This is a genomic window from Enterobacter sp. 237C8 (assembly GCF_034106865.1).
Lineage (GTDB): Bacteria > Pseudomonadota > Gammaproteobacteria > Enterobacterales > Enterobacteriaceae > Enterobacter > Enterobacter asburiae_B.
The window spans coordinates 1-20,197 of the sequence record NZ_JAWNDF010000002.1; the positions used below are offsets into that span (position 1 = coordinate 1).

At 54.6% G+C, this 20,197-nt stretch carries 19 protein-coding genes and 1 rRNA gene; 12 read left to right on the top strand and 8 right to left on the bottom strand.

Annotated features, from left to right (window positions below):
* A 5S ribosomal RNA gene (gene rrf, locus USF70_RS09970) occupies nt 1-106 on the top strand; the annotation flags it as partial.
* A 209-nt stretch (nt 107-315) separates the two neighbouring features.
* Complete coding sequence (locus USF70_RS09975; protein ID WP_087823121.1) at nt 316-1,611, top strand: MFS transporter; 1,296 nt, start codon at nt 316-318, stop codon at nt 1,609-1,611.
* Here the strand turns inward: USF70_RS09975 and USF70_RS09980 are convergent.
* From USF70_RS09980 to trxC, 5 genes are all read right to left on the bottom strand, one after another.
* Complete coding sequence (locus tag USF70_RS09980; protein WP_033146245.1) at nt 1,608-1,931, bottom strand: YfiM family lipoprotein; 324 nt, start codon at nt 1,929-1,931, stop codon at nt 1,608-1,610. The two genes, USF70_RS09975 and USF70_RS09980, sit on opposite strands and share 4 nt — an antisense overlap.
* 44 nt (nt 1,932-1,975) lie before the next feature.
* Nucleotides 1,976-3,331, bottom strand: a complete 1,356-nt coding sequence (gene pssA, locus USF70_RS09985) for a CDP-diacylglycerol--serine O-phosphatidyltransferase (protein WP_213788251.1) — start codon at nt 3,329-3,331, stop codon at nt 1,976-1,978.
* A 110-nt stretch (nt 3,332-3,441) separates the two neighbouring features.
* The gene (locus USF70_RS09995; protein WP_033146244.1) at nt 3,442-6,105 is read right to left on the bottom strand and encodes a bifunctional acetate--CoA ligase family protein/GNAT family N-acetyltransferase; all 2,664 of its coding nucleotides are present in this window, start codon (nt 6,103-6,105) and stop codon (nt 3,442-3,444) included.
* Nucleotides 6,106-6,140: 35 nt separating this feature from the next.
* On the bottom strand, nt 6,141-6,839 hold the full coding sequence (locus USF70_RS10000) for a tRNA-uridine aminocarboxypropyltransferase (protein WP_194400113.1): 699 nt from the start codon (nt 6,837-6,839) through the stop codon (nt 6,141-6,143).
* A 69-nt stretch (nt 6,840-6,908) separates the two neighbouring features.
* On the bottom strand, nt 6,909-7,328 hold the full coding sequence (gene trxC / locus USF70_RS10005; RefSeq protein ID WP_023308858.1) for a thioredoxin TrxC: 420 nt from the start codon (nt 7,326-7,328) through the stop codon (nt 6,909-6,911).
* A 204-nt stretch (nt 7,329-7,532) separates the two neighbouring features.
* On the opposite strand from trxC, the gene USF70_RS10010 reads away from it, so the two are divergent.
* Entirely contained in the window at nt 7,533-8,663 is a 1,131-nt protein-coding gene (locus USF70_RS10010) for a tRNA/rRNA methyltransferase (protein WP_029741125.1), read from the top strand.
* A 48-nt stretch (nt 8,664-8,711) separates the two neighbouring features.
* Here USF70_RS10010 and ung read toward each other — a convergent pair whose 3' ends face one another.
* Nucleotides 8,712-9,401, bottom strand: a complete 690-nt coding sequence (gene ung, locus USF70_RS10015) for a uracil-DNA glycosylase (protein ID WP_023308856.1) — start codon at nt 9,399-9,401, stop codon at nt 8,712-8,714.
* A gap of 314 nt (nt 9,402-9,715) precedes the next feature.
* Between ung and grcA the strand changes: the two genes are divergently transcribed.
* A complete protein-coding gene (grcA, locus tag USF70_RS10020; protein WP_029741127.1) occupies nt 9,716-10,099 on the top strand; it encodes an autonomous glycyl radical cofactor GrcA in 384 nt (127 codons plus the stop codon).
* A 49-nt stretch (nt 10,100-10,148) separates the two neighbouring features.
* Here grcA and srmB read toward each other — a convergent pair whose 3' ends face one another.
* The gene (gene srmB / locus USF70_RS10025; RefSeq protein WP_023308854.1) at nt 10,149-11,477 is read right to left on the bottom strand and encodes an ATP-dependent RNA helicase SrmB; all 1,329 of its coding nucleotides are present in this window, start codon (nt 11,475-11,477) and stop codon (nt 10,149-10,151) included.
* Between the two features lie 132 nt (nt 11,478-11,609).
* On the opposite strand from srmB, the gene trmN reads away from it, so the two are divergent.
* On the top strand, nt 11,610-12,347 hold the full coding sequence (gene trmN, locus USF70_RS10030; protein ID WP_033146241.1) for a tRNA(1)(Val) (adenine(37)-N(6))-methyltransferase TrmN: 738 nt from the start codon (nt 11,610-11,612) through the stop codon (nt 12,345-12,347).
* Here the strand turns inward: trmN and nadB are convergent.
* On the bottom strand, nt 12,332-13,951 hold the full coding sequence (nadB, locus tag USF70_RS10035; RefSeq protein ID WP_033146240.1) for an L-aspartate oxidase: 1,620 nt from the start codon (nt 13,949-13,951) through the stop codon (nt 12,332-12,334). The two genes, trmN and nadB, sit on opposite strands and share 16 nt — an antisense overlap.
* 340 nt (nt 13,952-14,291) lie before the next feature.
* On the opposite strand from nadB, the gene rseD reads away from it, so the two are divergent.
* The 7 genes from rseD to lepB all read left to right on the top strand — a co-directional run bounded on the left by rseD (nt 14,292) and on the right by lepB (nt 20,033).
* Complete coding sequence (rseD, locus tag USF70_RS10040; protein WP_223862639.1) at nt 14,292-14,378, top strand: rpoE leader peptide RseD; 87 nt, start codon at nt 14,292-14,294, stop codon at nt 14,376-14,378.
* Complete coding sequence (gene rpoE / locus USF70_RS10045) at nt 14,375-14,950, top strand: RNA polymerase sigma factor RpoE (protein ID WP_006176728.1); 576 nt, start codon at nt 14,375-14,377, stop codon at nt 14,948-14,950. The genes rseD and rpoE overlap by 4 nt, the downstream gene beginning before the upstream one ends.
* Before the next feature lie 31 nt (nt 14,951-14,981).
* The gene (rseA, locus tag USF70_RS10050) at nt 14,982-15,632 is read left to right on the top strand and encodes an anti-sigma-E factor RseA (protein ID WP_008502186.1); all 651 of its coding nucleotides are present in this window, start codon (nt 14,982-14,984) and stop codon (nt 15,630-15,632) included.
* The gene (gene rseB, locus USF70_RS10055; protein ID WP_033146239.1) at nt 15,632-16,585 is read left to right on the top strand and encodes a sigma-E factor regulatory protein RseB; all 954 of its coding nucleotides are present in this window, start codon (nt 15,632-15,634) and stop codon (nt 16,583-16,585) included. Before rseA ends, rseB begins: the two co-directional genes overlap by 1 nt.
* Nucleotides 16,582-17,058 carry a SoxR-reducing system protein RseC gene (rseC, locus tag USF70_RS10060; protein ID WP_023308850.1) on the top strand — a complete coding sequence of 159 codons (477 nt, stop codon included), beginning with the start codon at nt 16,582-16,584 and terminating at the stop codon, nt 17,056-17,058. The genes rseB and rseC overlap by 4 nt, the downstream gene beginning before the upstream one ends.
* A 185-nt stretch (nt 17,059-17,243) precedes the next feature.
* Nucleotides 17,244-19,043, top strand: a complete 1,800-nt coding sequence (gene lepA / locus USF70_RS10065; protein WP_232937406.1) for a translation elongation factor 4 — start codon at nt 17,244-17,246, stop codon at nt 19,041-19,043.
* A gap of 15 nt (nt 19,044-19,058) precedes the next feature.
* Entirely contained in the window at nt 19,059-20,033 is a 975-nt protein-coding gene (gene lepB, locus USF70_RS10070; protein ID WP_023308848.1) for a signal peptidase I, read from the top strand.
* The last annotated feature ends 164 nt before the right edge of the window (nt 20,034-20,197 follow it).

The window sequence follows — 20,197 nt, forward strand, 5'->3', positions numbered from 1 at the left end:
TTAGCGCGGTGGTCCCACCTGACCCCATGCCGAACTCAGAAGTGAAACGCCGTAGCGCCGATGGTAGTGTGGGGTCTCCCCATGTGAGAGTAGGGAACTGCCAGGCATCAATTAGAAGAACCCCGTACCGTAAGGTGCGGGGTTTTTTGCTTTGTGCTTACCCTCTTTGGCCTTTCTCTTAATCCCTTATCCTGCTAATGGAATGTGTGATCCCTGTCGCAATGTCATTTATAACAAAATTATAACATTTCATTTACGAGGTAATTGAGTCTCCTGGCTCAATACGCCGCTGTTTATGGCAGGAGCATAATCACAATGACAGAAAGCATTACATCAAACGGGACGCTGGCTAGCAGTGATACCCGAAGAAGAGTATGGGCAATCGTCAGCGCCTCTTCAGGGAATCTGGTTGAATGGTTCGACTTTTACGTCTACTCATTTTGTTCACTCTACTTCGCACATATCTTCTTCCCATCCGGCAACACTACAACGCAGCTGCTACAAACGGCGGGGGTATTTGCCGCAGGGTTTTTAATGCGGCCCATCGGGGGCTGGCTGTTTGGCCGCATTGCGGATCGTCGCGGCCGTAAGGCTTCTATGCTGATCTCGGTGTGCATGATGTGCTTTGGTTCTCTGGTGATCGCCTGCTTACCGGGATATGAATCGATTGGTACCTGGGCACCGGCGCTACTATTACTGGCCCGCTTATTCCAGGGATTATCGGTAGGGGGTGAATACGGTACCAGTGCGACCTACATGAGTGAGATTGCCCTGGAAGGCCGTAAAGGTTTTTACGCCTCATTCCAGTACGTCACGCTGATTGGTGGTCAACTGCTGGCCATTCTTGTGGTAGTGATCCTGCAGCAGATTCTGACGGACGAACAACTTCACGCCTGGGGATGGCGAATTCCTTTCGCGATGGGCGCAGTACTGGCGGTGGTCGCACTTTGGCTGCGCCGTCAGTTAGATGAAACCTCTCAGAAGGAAGTCAGAACGCTGAAGGAGGCGGGAACATTCAAAGGGTTATGGCGTAACCGCAAAGCTTTCCTCATGGTGCTGGGCTTTACTGCGGGCGGCTCTCTTAGTTTCTACACGTTCACCACCTATATGCAGAAGTACCTGGTGAACACCACCGGCATGCACGCAAACGTCGCCAGCGTAGTCATGACCGTGGCGCTGTTTGTCTTTATGCTCATACAACCCATTATCGGTGCGCTCTCGGATAAAATCGGTCGACGTACGTCGATGCTGATTTTCGGCGGCCTGTCGGCGTTATGTACCGTACCTATTCTGTCGGCCCTTCAGCATGTGACTTCGCCGTATGCGGCGTTTGCGCTGGTGATGCTGGCGATGGTGATTGTCAGTTTCTATACCTCTATCAGCGGAATACTGAAAGCTGAAATGTTCCCGGCGCAGGTACGTGCTTTAGGGGTAGGGCTCTCTTATGCGGTAGCTAATGCGTTGTTTGGCGGATCGGCGGAGTACGTTGCGTTGTCGCTTAAATCATGGGGAAGTGAAACGACATTCTTCTGGTACGTAACGATAATGGGCGCACTGGCCTTTATTGTTTCCCTGATGCTGCATCGCAAAGGTAAAGGCATTCGACTTTAATAGCGCGCCATCTGCCACACGGCATAGCCGGTCGTTGCGCCGGCGACATCCCAGGCGAAATCTTTCCAGCTCCAGCCGCTCCCTGCGGGGCGGCTATCCCACAGTTCTTTTGATGCTCCAAGACTGACTGAGAACATCAACCCTATCGCCGCGCTACGATCCCGGCTGTATCCCTGATGCTGCGCATATTCATTGCCGGCTGCGGACAACATCGCGGAAGCGAGGAAATGCTGGGCTTTATCCTGTCCGGACCAGTTATCGTTGGCCATATGGCTACAGCCAGTCAGAAAGAGGACGCTAAGTAACAGAGGAATACGCATCAACGGCTCCATAAAAAAGCCCTGCGGGTGGCAGGGCCTGGACATTACAGAATACGGCTGATAAGTCGGTCGATACGGATACGACGTAAGCGGCGGATAAGCTTGCGGACTTTTACCGGATAATCGGCAATGCTCTGCAGTTCGCGGTAATGATTAACCACAGTGGTATGCGTGCGAATCAGCTCCAGCTCACGTTCACGTTTTGCGGCTAACTCGTGCTGCGGGTCATGGATTAGGATAGCGTTTTCCAGATCCAGTCGCCACGCGCGTGGGTTCAGGTTATTACCGGTCAGCAGCATCCACTCATCGTCGACCCACATTCCTTTCAGATGGTAAGTGTTGTCCTCATCTTTCCAGAGACGCACAACCAGCTGGTCAGTGTTTACGTAATACTGTAAACGGCTCAGGAAACGGCGCAGGTTGATCTCATAGAGATAAGGCAGCGCACCGATGATTTTGAACGGCTGATCTTCAGGAATGAAGAAGTCGTTTGCGGTTTTATCACCAACGATGATTTCCACTTTTTTACCGTCGCGCAGCAGCTGAATGATATTACGCACCAGCACGGCAGGAAGGTTGAAGTACGGCGTACAGATGGTGAGTTTCTGCTCCGCGCACGGCATCAGATGGAAGATCGTTTTGTTCAGCAGGCTTGATTTACCGAGCCCTACCAGCGGGGTAACGGATAACTCTTCGTTGTTCACATCGCCCTGGAAATGATAGACCGCATCACGCAGCTCCTGGCGGAAGGCGCGAACATCGTTTTTGATTTCCGGGCTTTTAGGACGCTCGGGATCGTCAAGGCGATTAACACCGCGGCCATGGACCAGATTTTTATCAACCCAGTTAAACATGATATCGGCCATCTGCGGATTACGGATCAGATGGTAGCGGTCGTAGCGATATTTATCGAGCTGATGAAGGTAAACATCATTCAGACTTGCGCCGCTGTAAAGCACGCTGTCATCAATGATGAATCCCTTGAAATGAAGGACGCCGAGCGCTTCACGGGTATTTACCGGGACGCCATAAACAGGCACATCAACGCCAGGATTTTCCTGCGCCGTGCGGCAATACCAGTCAGCATTGGTGTTTGAGGCGGCAGCGCCAATACGGCCACGCTGAGCGCGATGCCAGTCGACCAGCACGCGAACATCAAGTTCCGGACGCTGACGTTTGGCTTCATAGAGCGCGTTCAGGATCGCGCGCCCGCCTTCATCCTGTTCAAGATAGAGCGCTACAATGCAAATGCGTCGCGTGGCGCTGGCAATCTTTTCCAGAAGCGTCTCCCGAAAATGAGCGGGAGCGTAAAAGAACTCTACATCATCAACTGACTGAGAAATCTTCGGTAGTTGAGCAAGGTGTTGTTGATGTTTATTACGCTTAAATTTTGACAACATCACAGTGCGTTTCTTCTCTGTTCATTGAAGGGTTGTCTGTACCATGCAAACAACATAAGCGGACAATGATACCATCAGTCCCGTCCAAAGTGGGTAACATTTCCAGTAGCTTACTCGCGTTTGTCTGTTGATGTCAGACTGAGGGACAAGGCCACAATACCTTCGTCCAGCTGAATATCAACGTCAAACCCAAGTTTTCGCGCCAGGGTCACCATACCGCGATTGTTAGGCATAGTAATGCCATTGAGGCGTAACAATCCGTGATCTCGCGTATAACTGATGAGTTTTTCCAGCAGCCGTCTCCCCAGACCCAGGCCTTTAAGATCGGAGCGCACCAGCACCGCAAACTCCGCATCGACGTTATCCGGGTCAGAAATCGCACGCGTGACGCCGAGGATCTCATCCCCCTTATCGGAGCGACGAACGGCAACAAACGCCATTTCTCGATCGTAGTCGATCTGGGTCATATTGGCTAAATCATCATGGGTAAATTCGTTGATTTCGCTAAAATAGCGATAATAAAGATCCTCTTTCGTGACCTGAGAGATAAAGGCCCGCAGCTGGGGCTCATCTTCCGGCAGAATAGGGCGGAACAAGGCGCGTTCCCCATTCTTCATCTCAACCCACTCTTCCAGCTGCAGGGGATACGGGCGGATCGCCAGACGGCTCTCTCTGTCTCCTTCGAATGGCGCGATATCCAGGGTCACGTCCAGCGCCGTAAACTCATTGCCCGAGGCGAGCAGCGGATGAATGTCCAGCCGCTGGATTTCGGCACAATCCACAATCAGGTTAGACACCTGCACCAGGAACTGACTTAACCCGGCAATATCAAGCGGGCGCAGCGCACTCCGGCCACGGATCTTTTTACTTTTGATCGCCTGGATGATCAGATAACGCGCCAGGTTCATGTTCAGCGGCGGTAGCGCCACCACGGCCTGCTCCTCCGGACGCCACTCAACGCCACCCTCTCCCAGCATGATGAGCGGGCCGAAGACGGGATCGTGTTCAACCACCACCCGTAATTCCTGAGCCCCTGCGCGGTTTGCCATGCTTTGCACCAGCAATCCGTGGATCCTTGCCTGCGGCCAGGCCATTTTGACCCGATCAAAAATGGCATCAGCTGCCTGCTGCACCTCAGTCGCCGTACGCAGGTATAACATAACCCCCTGAACATCAGACTTATGCGGGATATCCGGGGAACGCAGCTTCAGGGCCACCGGATAGCCAATCTGTTCGGCTATATGCACGGCCTCTGCGCTGTCGCTGGCGATCCAGGTCGGCAGGGTTTGCATCCCGTAGCTGCCCAGAATGGGCTGGACCTCATGCGTATCAAGCGAGGTCGCGCCTTCTTCAATGGCCTGCTGCAACAGCCGGTGAACGTCGACGGTGTTCGCCGTCAGATTCCCCGGCAAAGCCGGCGTCTCACGCAGTTGTTTCTGGTTGCGGCGATATTCCACCATATGCATAAATGCGGTGATGGTGCCTTCCGGCGTGCGGTAGGTTGGCAGCCCGGCCTCGCTGAACAAGCGCCGCGCCTCCTGAGAGGAAAACTCGCCGCACCAGTTGGTGAGCAGGGTAACGTATTTGCCTCGCGGATGGTTGCGCACGGCGTCAATGAGCGCGCGCGCGCTTTCACTGCCCGGCGCGACCGCGCTGGGGGAGTGGATAATCATCAGCGCATCAAAATCCTGGCTATCCAGCAAAATGGAAATCGCCCTGATATAGCGGTCGCTGCTGGCGTCATCGCGCAAATCAAGCGGATTGCCGGGCGTCACGCTGGTCGGAAGCGCTTCTTTCAGGCGCTGCAGCGTCTCTTCACTCAGCGTTGCCAGCTTGCCGAAGCGCCGCCACAGCTCGTCCAGCGCGAGCGCGGCAGGGGCCGCACCGTTACTGACAATCATTAGCTTCTCACCGCGCAACGGGCGCATATGGCTTAACGTCTCAACGGCGGAAAAAAGCTCGTGCGTATCCTGTACCCGCAGCAACCCCGCGCGCTGAATGGCGGCGTCCCAGGCGGGATCCATGCCGGAATGAGAATGCAGCAGACGCTGTGCCGCAGGGCTGCGTCCGCTTTTGATCACCAGGATCGGCTTATTACGCGAAGCGCTTCGCGAAGCCGAGACAAAACGACGCGCGTCGCTGAGGTGCTCAAGATAAAGCAGGATCGCGCTGGTTTTGCCGTCACGTGCCAGAAAATCCAGTAGCTCATCAACGTCGATATCCAGGCTGTCGCCCAGGGCAATGAAGTAGGAGAATCCCATTTCACGCTGCTGCGCCCAGTCGAGGATGGTGTTCGATACCGCAGCCGACTGCGAGATAAACGCCAGTTTGCCTTTGCGGATCGGGACCGGGGAGAAACTGGCATTCAGCCCCTGCCAGGGGGCGAGCAGGCCCAGACTGTTTGGCCCAAGAATGCGCATTTGATAGCGGCTGGCGCAGGCCAGAAGCTCGGCTTTCTGTTCAGGCGGAGACGAGAGAATTATGCAGGTTTTACACCCTTTCTTGCCGAGTGATTCCAGCAGTTCCGGGTTGCGCTTCGCGTTTGTACAGAGTACGGCAAGATCCGGCACGAAAGGCAGGCTTTGTACATCAGGCCATGCAAGCACTCCCTGAACTGCCTTATAGGACGGCGTGACGGGCATGACGGGGCCGTTAAATCCCCCGGCCAGCAGATTGCGCATCATCAGATAGCCAGCACGATCCGGTTTCATTGATGCGCCGATAACGGCAATGGATTTAGGACGAAGTAGCGCTTCTAACCCTCGCTGGCTCATGCAGGCCTCCTGTGAATGCAAGCGACCTGATGATTTTAAACGCTTTCTGGCTCGGGCGCTGTGACGCTGCCCTTATGAACGGTTTTTCCCGCCAGATAGCGCTCCCGGAAGCATGAGAAATGGTTGCCCAGGGCACCAGCCGCAGCGGTATCTCCCGCTAAATCCAGAAGCGCAATTGCCACTTCGGCGGTGCAGTATTGCCCGTCAGCATGTGCTTCACGCAGGCGGTAGGCGGAGACGCGGGAAAGATCGACAGAAATCACCGGCAGCGCGTCGAGATAAGGGCTTTTGCGAAACATTTTTCGCGCTTCGGTCCAGGTACCGTCCAGCATGATAAACAGCGGTGGTTTACCGGATGGCGGCGCTGAAAGCACCTGGCGATCCACACCTGCATATGACGCGGGGAAGACGACCATCGGCTGGTAGTTGGGGCTGGTCACTAAATCGAGCAGGGCCTGAGGCGGCTCTGTACGGGACCACTGAAACGCGGCGGTATCCGGCAGAATATCGGCGATAAGACGCCCCGTATTGCTGGGTTTCATCGGCTCGGTATCGAACATGACCAGACAAAAACGGCTCTGTGCCGTACTCGGTGCCAGCGTCTCGCACAGACAAACCTTCAGCGGCAGCAGGCAGCGCTGACAGCGGCGAATACGGTTGCCTCGGGCGAGGAACGGTCGGGTGGCGCGCGCAAGGCGTTCGGCGCGTAATTTAAGAACGGCGTTATCAGTCATGGGCGAAATGCAGGAAAAACGCTATTTTCGCAGAGGCGGGAGCGGGGCACAAGACGTGCCCCGTGAATGTTACAGCGACTCGTTTAACCAGCTTTCAAAAGGTGCTTTTGGAACCGCACCGTTGAGCATATCGATCACTTCGCCATTTTTGAAAATCATAATGGTCGGGATGCTGCGAATACGAAAACGTGCGCTCAGTTCGGGTTCGGCTTCGGTATTGACCTTAACGAACCGCATTTTTCCGCTGCGCTCTTCGGCCACATCTTCGAAAATCGGCGCGAAGCTACGGCATGGGCCGCACCATGGCGCCCAGAAATCGATCACGACAGGAAGATCGTCCTTGAGGAGTTTGTCCAGCGTAGCACCCGTCGCGTTAATGACATCGCCATCAAATAATTCATGGCCACAACGTCCGCATTTCGCACCATCTTCCATCCGATCGTCCGGAATGCGATTAAGAGCCTGACAGTTGGCACATACGGTATTCATAACTAACCTCTGATAGAGCCGTGGGACAGCGGCACAACGCCGATAATGTTTCTAATATGTTACATATTATCAATGAGCCTGTTTGAAACAACAATGCGTTTTATTCAATGAGAACAATAGTCACAGGCTTTTGTACGAAATTATGGCTATGCGCTGGCACATCGGGTAATCTGCGCGCTTCGCGCAGCGCTGGTGGAGAAAAGCATGAACGACGAAATGAAAAACAAAAGCGGCAAGGTCAAAGTGATGTATGTCCGCAGTGATGATGACTCTGATAAACGCACCCAAAATCCGCGTACCGGAAAAGGTGGCGGGCGTCCGGCGTCTTCTCGTGCAGACGGTGGCCGTCGCCCCGCCCGCGATGACAGAAATAACCGCGGTGATGACCGCAAACGTGACGATCGCAAACGCGATGACCGTCCGCGTTCCGACCGCCCACGCAGTGACCGTCCACGCGACGATCGTCCGCGTGATGACTTCTCACGTGATAACGCCTCCCCGTGGCGCACCGTTTCTCGCGCCCCTGGCGATGAGACGCCGGAAAAAGCCGATCACGGCGGTATCAGCGGTAAAAGCTTTATCGACCCGGAAGTGCTGCGCCGTCAGCGTGCGGAAGAGACCCGCGTGTATGGCGAGAACGCCTGCCAGGCGCTGTTCCTGAGCCGTCCTGAGTGTATCGTCCGCGCCTGGTTTATCCAGAGCGTGACCCCGCGCTTTAAAGAAGCGCTGCGCTGGATGGCCGCGAACCGTAAAGCCTACCACGTGGTTGATGATGCCGAGCTGACCAAAGCGTCCGGCACTGAACACCACGGCGGCGTCTGCTTCCTGATCAAAAAGCGTAACGGCACGACCGTGCAGCAGTGGGTCAGCCAGGCGGATGCCGATGACTGCGTGCTGGCCCTGGAAGATGTGGGCAACCCGCACAACCTGGGCGCAATGATGCGTAGCTGCGCGCACTTTGGCGTGAAAGGCGTGCTGTTGCAGGATGCCGCGCTGCTGGAATCCGGTGCCGCGATCCGTACTGCGGAAGGCGGAGCCGAGCACGTACAGCCGATCACCGGCGACAGCGTTCTGGACGCACTCGAGCAGTTCCGTAAAGCGGGTTATTCCATCGTGACCACCTCAAGCCATGCCGGTACGCCGCTGTTTAAAGCGACGTTGCCGCGCAAAATGGTGCTGGTGCTGGGGCAGGAACGTGATGGTCTGTCTGACGCGGCGCTCTCCAGTGCGGATCTGAGCGTCTCTATCGACGGAACAGGCAATGTGGAAAGTCTGAACGTATCCGTTGCGACCGGCGTACTGCTGGCCGAATGGTGGCGTCAGAACAAGGCATAAGCCATTATGCTTTTTGTATGCCCGGTGAGCCGGGCATACAAACTCAAACTACTCGCTCTCTGCCGGTAATACAGGCATCCAGTCAATCGGCTTTTCGCCACGTTTTTCCAGCCATTCATTCGCCAGAACAAAATGATTACTGCCAAAGAAACCGCGATGCGCAGACAGCGGTGACGGGTGCGGTGCCTTGAGCACGTGATGACGCTGACGATCGATAATCGCCCCTTTCTTCTGCGCGTGAGAACCCCAGAGTAAAAACACCACCCCTTCACGATGCTCGTTGATAAGGCTGATGACTTTATCGGTAAACGTCTCCCAGCCCAGACTGGCGTGCGAGTGCGCCTGACCCGCCCGTACGGTAAGCACCGTATTCAGCAACAGCACGCCCTGGCGCGCCCAGCTTTCCAGGTAACCGTGGTTTGGCCGGGTAAAACCGGGCACGGTTGCTTCAAGCTCTTTATACATGTTGAGCAGAGAAGGGGGGATAGCCACGCCCGGACGAACGGAAAACGCCAGCCCATGCGCCTGCCCGGGGCCGTGATAGGGATCCTGGCCCAGAATGACCACTTTCACATCGCTCAGTTCGGTGTAGCGAAAGGCGTTGAACACGTCTTTTTGCGGCGGGTAAATCGTCTGTCCGGACTGACGCTCAGCGGCAACGGTGCTGAGCGTATTGATAAAATAAGGCTGCTGCTTTTCTTCTGCCAGCACGTCATGCCAGGTTAAAGGTGTCGTCATCTCGCTCTCCTGCGAATCTCAATCTCTGACTAGCTTACCTGTTTCACCCCGGTGAGCAAAATTACGCGCTGAAATACATGCTAAGTGGCTAAATTTATTTTGAAAAGATGCAGGGTAAGTTGAGTTGGTAAGGTTGTGAAATTGATCTAAAACAATAAATTCAAACCACACTCTTTATGGGGTTGGTGTTTTTGTTGATTTAAATCAATAAATCACCGGGGTGTGAATGTTATATATACACACAAGAAAAAATGGTTTTACCAATTGGCCGCGAGAGGCCGACACGAGTTAATGTAGCCTAAGGGAGGCAACACATGATTACAGGTATCCAGATTACTAAAGCTGCAAATGACGATCTGCTCAATTCTTTCTGGTTGCTGGACAGCGAGAAGAACGAAGCGCGCTGCGTCGTTGCGAAAGCGGGTTTTGCTGAAGATGAAATCGTACCGGTAAACAAACTGGGCGAAATCGAATACCGTGAAGTTCCTATGGAAGTGCAGCCAGAAGTGCGCGTGGAAGGTGGTCAGCACCTGAACGTAAACGTGCTGCGCCGCGAAACGCTGATGGATGCCGTTGAGCATCCAGAAAAATACCCACAGCTGACTATCCGCGTGTCCGGCTATGCGGTTCGCTTTAACTCACTGACTCCAGAACAGCAGCGCGACGTTATCGCCCGTACCTTTACTGAAAGCCTGTAACGGCTTCAGCAGGGGGGAATAAAAAAGCCGGGGATTTCCCCGGCTTTTTTTACTCTTCAGTTTTCGTCTCTGGTGCGGCAGAGCTTGGCTTACGGCGCTTACCAATATTTTTGGTATCGCGGTGGCGCTGCTTCACGCGCGGTTTCTCTTTTTCTTTCTCTTTTCTCTCAGCACGTTTTGCGAGCGCTTTCTTGGACGGTTTACCCGTCATCTTTTCACTCGGCGCACGCGTGGTCGGGCGGAGTTCGTCAATAACGCGCGCTTTCAGCGGCTCATCAACATAGCGGCCAATTTTCTGCAGCAGCAGGTAGTCATGCGCTTCGACCAGTGAAATCGCAATCCCTTTGCGGCCCGCGCGGCCGGTACGGCCAATGCGGTGCAGGTAGGTATCTCCGCTGCGCGGCATATCGAAGTTAATGACGTGGCTGACGTCCGGGATGTCGATCCCGCGTGCGGCAACGTCAGTCGCAACCAGCACGTTAACGCGACCATCGGTCAGACGCTTAATCCCTTCGGTACGCTTGATCTGCGCCATCTCGCCTTCAAGATAGCAGTTGTTGATCCCGGCGTTACGCAGCATCTCAGCCAGCTCGTGCACGCGCTCGCGCTTACGCACAAATACGATTGTGCGCAGAGCATCTTCCTGTTTGAGCAGGTGTTTCAGCAATTCGACCTTGTGCTCAAGGTTGTCCGCGCGGTAGTACCACTGGTGGATCTTCTTACGCTCACGGGTGGACGGCGTCGCCGAGACTTCCACCGGATCTTCCAGCAGACGCTCTGCGAAGTCTTTGATCGCTTCCCCTTCGAGGGTGGCAGAGAACAGCATCGTCTGGTTACGCCAGCGCGTTTCCCCTGCAATGTGCTCGATATCCTGTGCGAAGCCCATGTCCAGCATGCGGTCGGCTTCGTCGAGGATCAGCGTTTCAACCGCGCGGCAGTCGAAGTTCTCTTCTTTAATGTACTGCAGCAGGCGTCCCGTCGTCGCAACGACGATGTCCTGGTTTTCGCTGAACACTTCGGCGTGGTTCATGTACGCTACGCCGCCGGTGATGGTGGCAATATCCAGATGAGTATTTGCCGCGAGTTCACGCGCGTGATCGGCAACCTGCATTGCCAGTTCGCGCGTAGGCGTCAGGATCAAAATACGCGGCGGGCCAGATTTTTTACGCGGGAAGTCGAGCAGATGCTGCAACACAGGCAGCAAATAGGCTGCTGTCTTCCCCGTGCCGGTTGGCGCAGAACCGAGCACATCGCGGCCCTCAAGCGCAGGCGGAATGGCCGCTGCCTGAATGGCGGTCGGGCGTGTAAAGCCTTTGCTCTCAAGTGCATTGAGCAGGCTTTCATCGAGTTCAAGTTCGGAAAAAGTCGTTACAGTCATGTTCTACCTCTGTGTGGGGCGCTGATTATAGACGTTACGGCTGTAATCTTCATCTGTTTGTATGGATATCGCTTTTCGGCCACTTCGCTTTCCCCTATGCTACTCCAGTTTCACTTAGAAGGTTGCCCTGACATGTCTCAACTCAAAGCGCAGCTGCGCCGCGATGGTTTTACGTTTAAACAATTTTTTGTCGCTCACGATCGCTGTGCCATGAAGGTTGGTACAGACGGTATTTTACTGGGAGCGTGGGCGCCTGTCGCAGGTGTTAAGCGTATTCTTGATATCGGTACCGGCAGCGGGCTGGTGGCGCTGATGCTGGCGCAGCGTACGGAAGAACATGTCATCATTGATGCCGTCGAACTGGACGCGCAGGCCGCAGAGCAGGCGAGTGACAATATGGCCGAATCCCCCTGGGCAGTCCGAATGAAAGTGGAATGCGCAGACGTGCTCGCCTGGGCGCCTGAACAAACCGCGCGTTACGATCTGATCGTCAGCAACCCTCCCTACTACGAGCCCGGCGTTGAGTGCGGGACACCCGAGCGTGAACAGGCGCGTTATACCGGCTCCCTCGATCATAAAGCGCTGCTCACCAGCGCGGCAGAACTGATCTCCGAAGAGGGTTTTTTCTGTGTGGTCCTGCCAGAGAGTACCGGCAACACGTTCATCGGTATCGCGCAGGAGATCGGCTGGACGTTACGTCTGCGTACCGATATTTCGGATACGGAAGGTCGACTGCCGCACCGCGTACTGCTGGCTCTGTCGCCAAAAGAGGGTGAATGCTTTAATGACCGAATGGTGATCCGTGGGCCAGACCAGCGTTATTCCGAAGATTACACTGCCCTGACCCAGGCGTTTTATCTGTTTATGTAAACCTGCGGGGCGAGTATCGACGGGCCGGATTCAGCAAGCTGATCCGGGTAGTCCAGGGTATAGTGCAGCCCGCGGCTCTCTTTACGCATCATCGCGCAGCGAACAATCAGCTCGGCAACCTGCACCAGATTGCGCAGCTCAAGCAGATTATTGGATACGCGGAAATTAGCATAGTACTCATCAATTTCCTGCTGCAGCATGGTGATGCGGCGCAAGGCGCGTTCCAGGCGTTTCGTGGTGCGCACAATCCCTACGTAGTCCCACATAAACAGCCGTAGTTCATGCCAGTTGTGCTGGATCACGACCAGCTCGTCCGGATTATCCACGCGGCTTTCATCCCAGGCTGGCAGGCGCTCTGTCTCGCGGGCGTAAGGCATGCGCTTCGTGATGTCTTCCGCCGCCGACCAGCCGTACACCAGACACTCAAGCAGCGAGTTAGAGGCCATACGGTTCGCGCCGTGAAGTCCGGTATAGCTAACCTCACCGATAGCATACAGACCGTCTACGTCAGTACGTCCATGATCGTCAACCATTACGCCACCGCAGGTATAGTGGGCCGCTGGCACAATGGGCACCGGGTCGCGCGTTAAATCAATGCCAAGATTGAGCAGCTTTTCATAAATCATCGGGAAATGCTGGCGAATGAACTCTGCTGGCTTATGGCTGATATCGAGATACATGCAGTCTACGCCAAGGCGCTTCATTTCATGATCGATGGCGCGGGCAACGATGTCACGCGGGGCAAGTTCACCCCGGGCGTCAAAGTCGGGCATAAAGCGGGAGCCATCAGGGCGTTTCAGATAAGCGCCTTCACCGCGCAGGGCTTCCGTCAGCAGGAAGTTGCGTGCCTGAGGGTGGAACAAGGCGGTGGGGTGAAACTGATTAAACTCGAGGTTTGCCACCCGGCAGCCTGCGCGCCAGGCCATTGCGATACCGTCTCCGGAGGCAATGTCAGGGTTCGTGGTGTACTGATACACCTTGGAGGCGCCGCCCGTCGCCAGTACCACAGCCTTCGCCCGGCAGGTTTCCACCTTCTCTTTATTTCGGTTCCAGACCCAGGCGCCCACCACGCGACGCGTGCCGGGCAGGCCAATCTTGTCAGAGATAATCAGGTCAACGGCATTGCTTCGCTCGAGAACCCGAATATTAGGATGGTTCAGCGCTTTACTGACCAGCGTGGTTTCCACTTCTTTTCCGGTGGCATCCGCTGCGTGCAGGATGCGGCGGTGGCTATGGCCGCCTTCGCGAGTCAGGTGGTAGCTCTCTTCACCGTTGGGTTGAACCTGAGTATCGAATAAGACGCCCTGGTCGATGAGCCACTGAACGCAGTGACGGGCATTGCTGGCGACAAACTCTGCGGCGTGTGCATCCACGATCCCTGCTCCGGCAATGAGCGTATCCTCGACGTGGGATGCAATGCTGTCTGTCTCATCAAACACGGCGGCAATGCCGCCCTGGGCATAAAACGTGGAACCTTCACTTATCGGTCCTTTACTCAGAACGATAACGTTTTGATGCTCGGCCAGGCGCAGCGCCAGAGAGAGACCGGCAGCGCCGCTGCCGATGATCAGTACATCACAATGGAGTTCAGGTGTTGTGTTCATGATTGTTGTTTAATTTACTAAACAGTGTTGGGTCAGAATAGCACCTGAATGCGATATATCGCACGTATTTTTTTAGAGGCTGTCGCAATGGCTAAACGCGTAAGCGGAGGTAAACGGAGGGTAAATGAGTGAAATTATTTTGCGAAGCAGATCGTTAGCGTCAGATTTTGTGGTGAAATAAAGCCTGTGTTGCGTTACTCTTCTGGCGGGAAAAAGATGTTTCTTGTCATAAAGTGGTGCGTATCGTGAACAGACTTATAATGAGAGAAAATAAACGGTCTGCGGCGCGATGAACAAAAACAAAGGCGTTACGGAACTTATTGAAGATCAGACACTCTAAATGGTGCTTGCTCAAAGTGCGGTATTTTTAGAGTGGCGTTTCGATAACGCGTGGAATTTAGGTTTGGGGAGACATTACCTCGGATGAGCGAGCAGTTAACGGACCAGGTCCTGGTTGAACGGGTCCAGAAGGGAGATCAGAAAGCCTTTAACCTACTGGTGGTCCGCTACCAGCATAAGGTGGCGAGCCTGGTTTCCCGCTATGTACCGTCAGGCGATGTGCCTGATGTGGTGCAAGAGTCTTTTATTAAGGCCTATCGCGCGCTGGATTCTTTCCGGGGAGATAGTGCTTTTTATACCTGGCTGTACCGTATTGCGGTCAATACGGCAAAGAATTATCTGGTCGCTCAGGGCCGTCGTCCGCCTTCAAGTGATGTGGACGCAATCGACGCCGAAAACTTTGAAAGCGGCGGCGCATTGAAAGAAATTTCGAACCCTGAGAACTTAATGTTGTCAGAAGAACTGAGACAAATCGTTTTTCGCACGATCGAGTCGCTCCCGGAAGATTTACGTATGGCAATTACGTTACGGGAGCTGGATGGTCTGAGCTATGAAGAGATAGCCGCTATCATGGATTGTCCGGTCGGCACGGTACGTTCACGAATTTTCCGTGCGCGAGAAGCTATTGATAATAAAGTTCAACCGCTTATCAGGCGTTGACGATAGCGGGATACTGGAAAAGGTATTAGGCATGCAGAAAGAAAAACTTTCCGCTTTAATGGATGGTGAAACGGTGGATAGTGAGCTGCTCAACGAGCTGTCTCATTCACCCGAAATGCAAGAGACCTGGGAGAGTTACCATCTCATCCGTGACACCCTTCGCGGTGACACCGGCGAGGTTCTCCATTTCGATATCTCAGCCCGCGTCATGGCGGCGATTGAGAATGAGCCTGTTCATCAGACCACTCCGCTGATTCCTGAAGCTCAACCCGCGCCTCACCAATGGCAGAAAATGCCGTTCTGGCAAAAGGTGCGTCCGTGGGCCAGCCAGCTTACCCAAATGGGTGTGGCAGCATGCGTATCGCTTGCAGTTATTGTTGGCGTCCAGCACTATAATACTCAGTCTGAAACTAATCAGCAGCCAGAAGCGCCAGTGTTTAACACACTGCCGATGATGGGCAAAGCCAGCCCGGTAAGCCTGGGCGTACCGGCTGATGCATCCGCCAGCGGCGGCCAGCAACAGCAGGTTCAGGAGCAGCGCCGTCGCATTAATGCGATGTTGCAGGATTACGAGTTGCAGCGTCGTCTGCACTCTGAACAGCTTCAGTTTGAGCAGGCGCAGACACAGCAAGCTGCTGTGCAGGTGCCCGGAAACCAAACTTTAGGAACGCAATCGCAGTAATGAAGCAACTTTGGTTCGCCATGTCTCTGATGGCGGGTAGCCTGTTCTTCTCTGCCAACGCCTCGGCTGATGTTTCATCCGGGGCGTTGTTGCAGCAAATGAATCTGGCCAGCCAGTCACTCAATTATGAGTTGGCATTTATCAGCATCAATAAGCAGGGCGTCGAGTCGTTACGCTATCGTCATGCCCGTCTTGATAAGCAGCCGCTCGCCCAGCTTTTACAGATGGATGGCCCGCGTCGGGAAGTGGTCCAACGTGGTAATGAAATCAGCTATTTCGAGCCAGGCCTGGAGCCTTTCACGCTGAATGGCGACTATATCGTTGATTCCCTGCCGTCACTCATTTACACCGACTTCAAACGGCTTGCCCCTTACTACGATTTTATATCAGTAGGGCGTACCCGCATCGCGGACAGACTGTGCGAGGTAATTCGCGTTGTTGCCCGGGACGGAACGCGCTACAGCTATATCGTCTGGATTGATGCCGAAACCAAACTCCCCATGCGTGTTGACCTGCTCGACCGTGACGGTGAAACGCTGGAACAGTTCCGGGTTATCTCCTTCAGCGTGAACAATCAGGTTGGCAACAGCATGCAGAATCTGGCTAAAGCCAGCCTGCCACCGCTGCTTTCTGTTCCTGCCGGGGATTCCGTTAATTTCAACTGGGTACCTGCCTGGATCCCGCAAGGGTTTAGCGAAGTGTCCAGCAGCCGTCGTCAGCTGCCAACGATTGAAACGCCGGTAGAATCGCGCCTCTATTCGGATGGTTTGTTCAGCTTCTCGGTGAATATTAATCGCGCAACGGCAAACAGCGCTGAACAAATGCTGCGTACCGGGCGCCGTACGGTGAGTACAACGGTACGCGATAACGCAGAGATCACCATTGTGGGAGAACTCCCTCCGCAGACGGCGAAGCGCATCTCCGACAGCATTAAATTCAGGGCTGCACAATGATCAAAGAGTGGGCGACGGTTGTCTCCTGGCAAAACGGCATTGCGCTGGTGAGCTGCGATGTTAAAGCCTCATGTAATAGCTGCGCATCCCGCGCCGGCTGCGGCAGCCGCGTGTTGAATAAGCTCGGGCCACAAACATCGCACACGATTTCTGTGCCAAGCGAACAGCCGCTGATGGCGGGGCAGAAGGTGGAACTGGGCATCGCGGAAGGCAGCCTGCTCAGCTCCGCTATGCTGGTGTATCTCTCTCCGCTGGTCGGCCTGTTTATCATGGGCGGCCTGTTTCAGATGCTGTTTGGTACCGATGTGGCCGCTATGTGCGGTGCTGCATTGGGTGGCGTAGGGGGATTCTGGCTTGCCAAAGGGCTCTCTCCGACGCTCGCCGCACGCGAGGAGTGGCAGCCTGTCATTCTCAGCGTTGGGCTGGCACCAGACCAGCTTCGTGTTGAAACGCTCTCTTCTGAGGCCCGGTGATCCATCGGGCTTTATCATTTTTTACACCCTAAAACAGAAAACGGCCTTTCTTCACGCTATACCTGCTTCTAAGTGCATTTCCAGGTAGCGAGGATGTAGTGTAGAATGCTGCGTTTTCGCACTGAAAAACGTCAGGCTAAGAACAGCGGCCTCCAGGAATTCGTAAGGCATAATTATTTAACTATATGAAGAACATACGTAACTTTTCGATCATTGCTCACATTGACCACGGTAAGTCGACGCTGTCTGACCGTATTATCCAGATTTGCGGTGGCCTGTCTGATCGTGAAATGGAAGCCCAGGTTCTGGACTCCATGGACCTGGAACGCGAACGCGGTATCACCATTAAAGCGCAGAGCGTTACGCTTGATTACAAAGCGGCTGATGGTGAAACCTATCAACTGAACTTTATCGACACCCCAGGCCACGTTGACTTCTCCTATGAGGTTTCACGCTCGCTCGCGGCCTGTGAAGGCGCGCTGCTGGTGGTGGATGCCGGGCAGGGCGTTGAAGCCCAGACCCTGGCAAACTGCTACACCGCGATGGAAATGGATCTCGAAGTTGTGCCGGTTCTGAACAAGATTGACCTGCCAGCCGCCGATCCTGAGCGCGTAGCGGAAGAGATTGAAGATATTGTCGGCATTGACGCGACCGATGCCGTGCGCTGCTCCGCGAAAACCGGTGTGGGCGTGACCGACGTGCTGGAACGCCTGGTACGTGACATTCCGGCCCCGGAAGGCGATCCGGATGGTCCGCTGCAGGCGCTGATTATCGACTCCTGGTTCGATAACTATCTGGGCGTTGTCTCTCTGGTGCGTATTAAAAACGGCACCATGCGTAAAGGCGACAAAATCAAGGTAATGAGTACCGGACAGGTCTACAACGCAGACCGTCTGGGCATCTTCACGCCAAAACAGGTTGACCGTACCGAGCTGAGATGCGGCGAGGTAGGCTGGCTGGTCTGCGCCATTAAAGACATCCTCGGCGCGCCGGTGGGCGATACCCTGACCGGTGCACGTAACCCGTCAGATAAAGCGCTGCCAGGCTTTAAAAAGGTGAAACCGCAGGTTTACGCGGGTCTGTTCCCGGTCAGCTCTGACGACTACGAAAACTTCCGTGACGCGCTCGGTAAACTGAGCCTGAACGATGCTTCCCTGTTCTACGAGCCAGAAAGCTCAACGGCGCTGGGCTTCGGCTTCCGCTGTGGCTTCCTCGGTCTGCTGCACATGGAGATCATTCAGGAACGTCTGGAGCGTGAATACGATCTGGATCTGATCACCACGGCGCCGACGGTAGTCTATGAAGTTGAAACCACCTCGAAAGAAGTGATCTACGTCGATAGCCCGTCCAAGCTGCCGCCGCTGAACAACATTCAGGAGCTGCGTGAGCCTATTGCAGAGTGTCACATGCTGCTGCCGCAGGAATTCCTGGGGAACGTCATTACGCTGTGTATTGAGAAGCGTGGCGTGCAGACCAACATGGTTTACCACGGTAACCAGGTGGCGCTGACCTATGAGATCCCGATGGCGGAAGTGGTACTCGACTTCTTCGACCGTCTGAAGTCGACCTCCCGTGGCTATGCGTCACTGGATTACAACTTCAAACGCTTCCAGGCCTCCAACATGGTGCGTGTGGACGTGCTGATCAACGGCGAGCGCGTGGATGCGCTGGCGCTGATCACCCACAACGACAATGCGCCGTACCGCGGTCGCGAGCTGGTTGAGAAGATGAAAGATCTGATCCCGCGTCAGCAGTTCGATATCGCGATTCAGGCGGCGATTGGCAACCACATTATCGCGCGTTCAACCGTGAAACAGCTGCGTAAAAACGTTCTGGCGAAGTGCTATGGCGGTGACGTCAGCCGTAAGAAAAAGCTGCTGCAGAAGCAGAAAGAAGGTAAGAAGCGTATGAAGCAGGTCGGTAACGTCGAGCTGCCGCAGGAAGCATTCCTTGCCATCCTTCATGTTGGTAAAGACGGCAAATAACCCTAAGGAGTTGGCATGGCGAACATGTTTGCCCTGATCCTGGTCATTGCTACCCTGGTAACAGGTCTGCTGTGGTGTCTGGATAAGTTTATCTTCGCCCCAAAACGTCGTGAACGTCAGGCTGCCGCTCAGGCAGCCACTGGAGATGGGATTGACGCGAAAACCCTGAAGAAAGTCGGCCCGAAACCGGGCTGGCTGGAAACGGGCGCCTCGGTATTTCCGGTGCTGGCGATTGTGCTGGTGGTACGTTCGTTTATTTACGAGCCGTTCCAAATCCCATCAGGTTCAATGATGCCAACGCTGCTGATTGGTGATTTTATTCTGGTAGAGAAGTTTGCCTACGGCATTAAAGATCCTATCTACCAGAAAACGCTGATCGAAACCGGTCATCCGAAACGTGGCGACATCGTGGTATTTAAATATCCGGAAGATCCGCGCCTGGACTACATCAAGCGTGCAGTAGGTCTGCCGGGTGATAAAGTGACTTACGATCCGGTTGCGAAAGAAGTCACCGTTCAGCCTGGCTGCAGCTCCGGTACCGCCTGTGAAAACGCGCTGCCAATCACTTACTCAAACGTTGAGCCAAGTGACTTTGTGCAGACCTTTGCCCGTCGTAACGGCGGCGAAGCGACCAGCGGATTCTTCCAGGTACCGAAAGGTGAAACCAAAGAGGACGGCATCCGTCTGGTTGAGCGCAAAGAGACGCTGGGTGATGTGACGCACCGAATCCTCACCGTGCCAATCGCGCAGGATCAGCTGGGTATGTACTATCGCCAGCCGGGCCAGCAGCTCGCGAGCTGGATTGTACCGCCAGGACATTACTTCATGATGGGTGACAACCGCGATAACTCTGCGGACAGCCGTTACTGGGGCTTTGTGCCGGAAGCGAATCTGGTCGGCAAAGCCACCGCCATCTGGATGAGTTTTGAGAAGCAGGAAGGCGAATGGCCGACCGGTGTACGCCTGAATCGTATCGGCGGAATCCATTAATTCTCAATAAATGAACGCGTAGCCGCGTTAATTAGCGGCTACGTGAATTATTTCCACGATAAATCTCTTCGAACTAACGACATCCCCTGTCGTTGTGTATAGAATATTCCCCCGAAGTTTAAGGTTGGCCCTGCAAGGGTGCCACGGCACACGAAACCGCGTTG

Excerpts from the sequence above, each read along its gene's own strand:
- grcA (WP_029741127.1), top strand. The coding sequence starts at position 9,716 with ATGATTACAGGTATCCAGATTACTAAAGCTGCAAATGACGATCTGCTC.
- trxC (WP_023308858.1), bottom strand. The coding sequence starts at position 7,328 with ATGAATACCGTATGTGCCAACTGTCAGGCTCTTAATCGCATTCCGGAC.
- rseC (WP_023308850.1), top strand. The coding sequence starts at position 16,582 with ATGATCAAAGAGTGGGCGACGGTTGTCTCCTGGCAAAACGGCATTGCG.
- pssA (WP_213788251.1), bottom strand. The coding sequence starts at position 3,331 with ATGTTGTCAAAATTTAAGCGTAATAAACATCAACAACACCTTGCTCAA.
- rpoE (WP_006176728.1), top strand. The coding sequence starts at position 14,375 with ATGAGCGAGCAGTTAACGGACCAGGTCCTGGTTGAACGGGTCCAGAAG.
- USF70_RS09980 (WP_033146245.1), bottom strand. The coding sequence starts at position 1,931 with ATGCGTATTCCTCTGTTACTTAGCGTCCTCTTTCTGACTGGCTGTAGC.
- USF70_RS10010 (WP_029741125.1), top strand. The coding sequence starts at position 7,533 with ATGAACGACGAAATGAAAAACAAAAGCGGCAAGGTCAAAGTGATGTAT.
- rseA (WP_008502186.1), top strand. The coding sequence starts at position 14,982 with ATGCAGAAAGAAAAACTTTCCGCTTTAATGGATGGTGAAACGGTGGAT.
- lepB (WP_023308848.1), top strand. The coding sequence starts at position 19,059 with ATGGCGAACATGTTTGCCCTGATCCTGGTCATTGCTACCCTGGTAACA.
- USF70_RS10000 (WP_194400113.1), bottom strand. The coding sequence starts at position 6,839 with ATGACTGATAACGCCGTTCTTAAATTACGCGCCGAACGCCTTGCGCGC.
- trmN (WP_033146241.1), top strand. The coding sequence starts at position 11,610 with ATGTCTCAACTCAAAGCGCAGCTGCGCCGCGATGGTTTTACGTTTAAA.
- nadB (WP_033146240.1), bottom strand. The coding sequence starts at position 13,951 with ATGAACACAACACCTGAACTCCATTGTGATGTACTGATCATCGGCAGC.
- USF70_RS09975 (WP_087823121.1), top strand. The coding sequence starts at position 316 with ATGACAGAAAGCATTACATCAAACGGGACGCTGGCTAGCAGTGATACC.
- rseD (WP_223862639.1), top strand. The coding sequence starts at position 14,292 with ATGGTGCTTGCTCAAAGTGCGGTATTTTTAGAGTGGCGTTTCGATAAC.
- srmB (WP_023308854.1), bottom strand. The coding sequence starts at position 11,477 with ATGACTGTAACGACTTTTTCCGAACTTGAACTCGATGAAAGCCTGCTC.
- ung (WP_023308856.1), bottom strand. The coding sequence starts at position 9,401 with ATGACGACACCTTTAACCTGGCATGACGTGCTGGCAGAAGAAAAGCAG.
- rseB (WP_033146239.1), top strand. The coding sequence starts at position 15,632 with ATGAAGCAACTTTGGTTCGCCATGTCTCTGATGGCGGGTAGCCTGTTC.
- lepA (WP_232937406.1), top strand. The coding sequence starts at position 17,244 with ATGAAGAACATACGTAACTTTTCGATCATTGCTCACATTGACCACGGT.
- USF70_RS09995 (WP_033146244.1), bottom strand. The coding sequence starts at position 6,105 with ATGAGCCAGCGAGGGTTAGAAGCGCTACTTCGTCCTAAATCCATTGCC.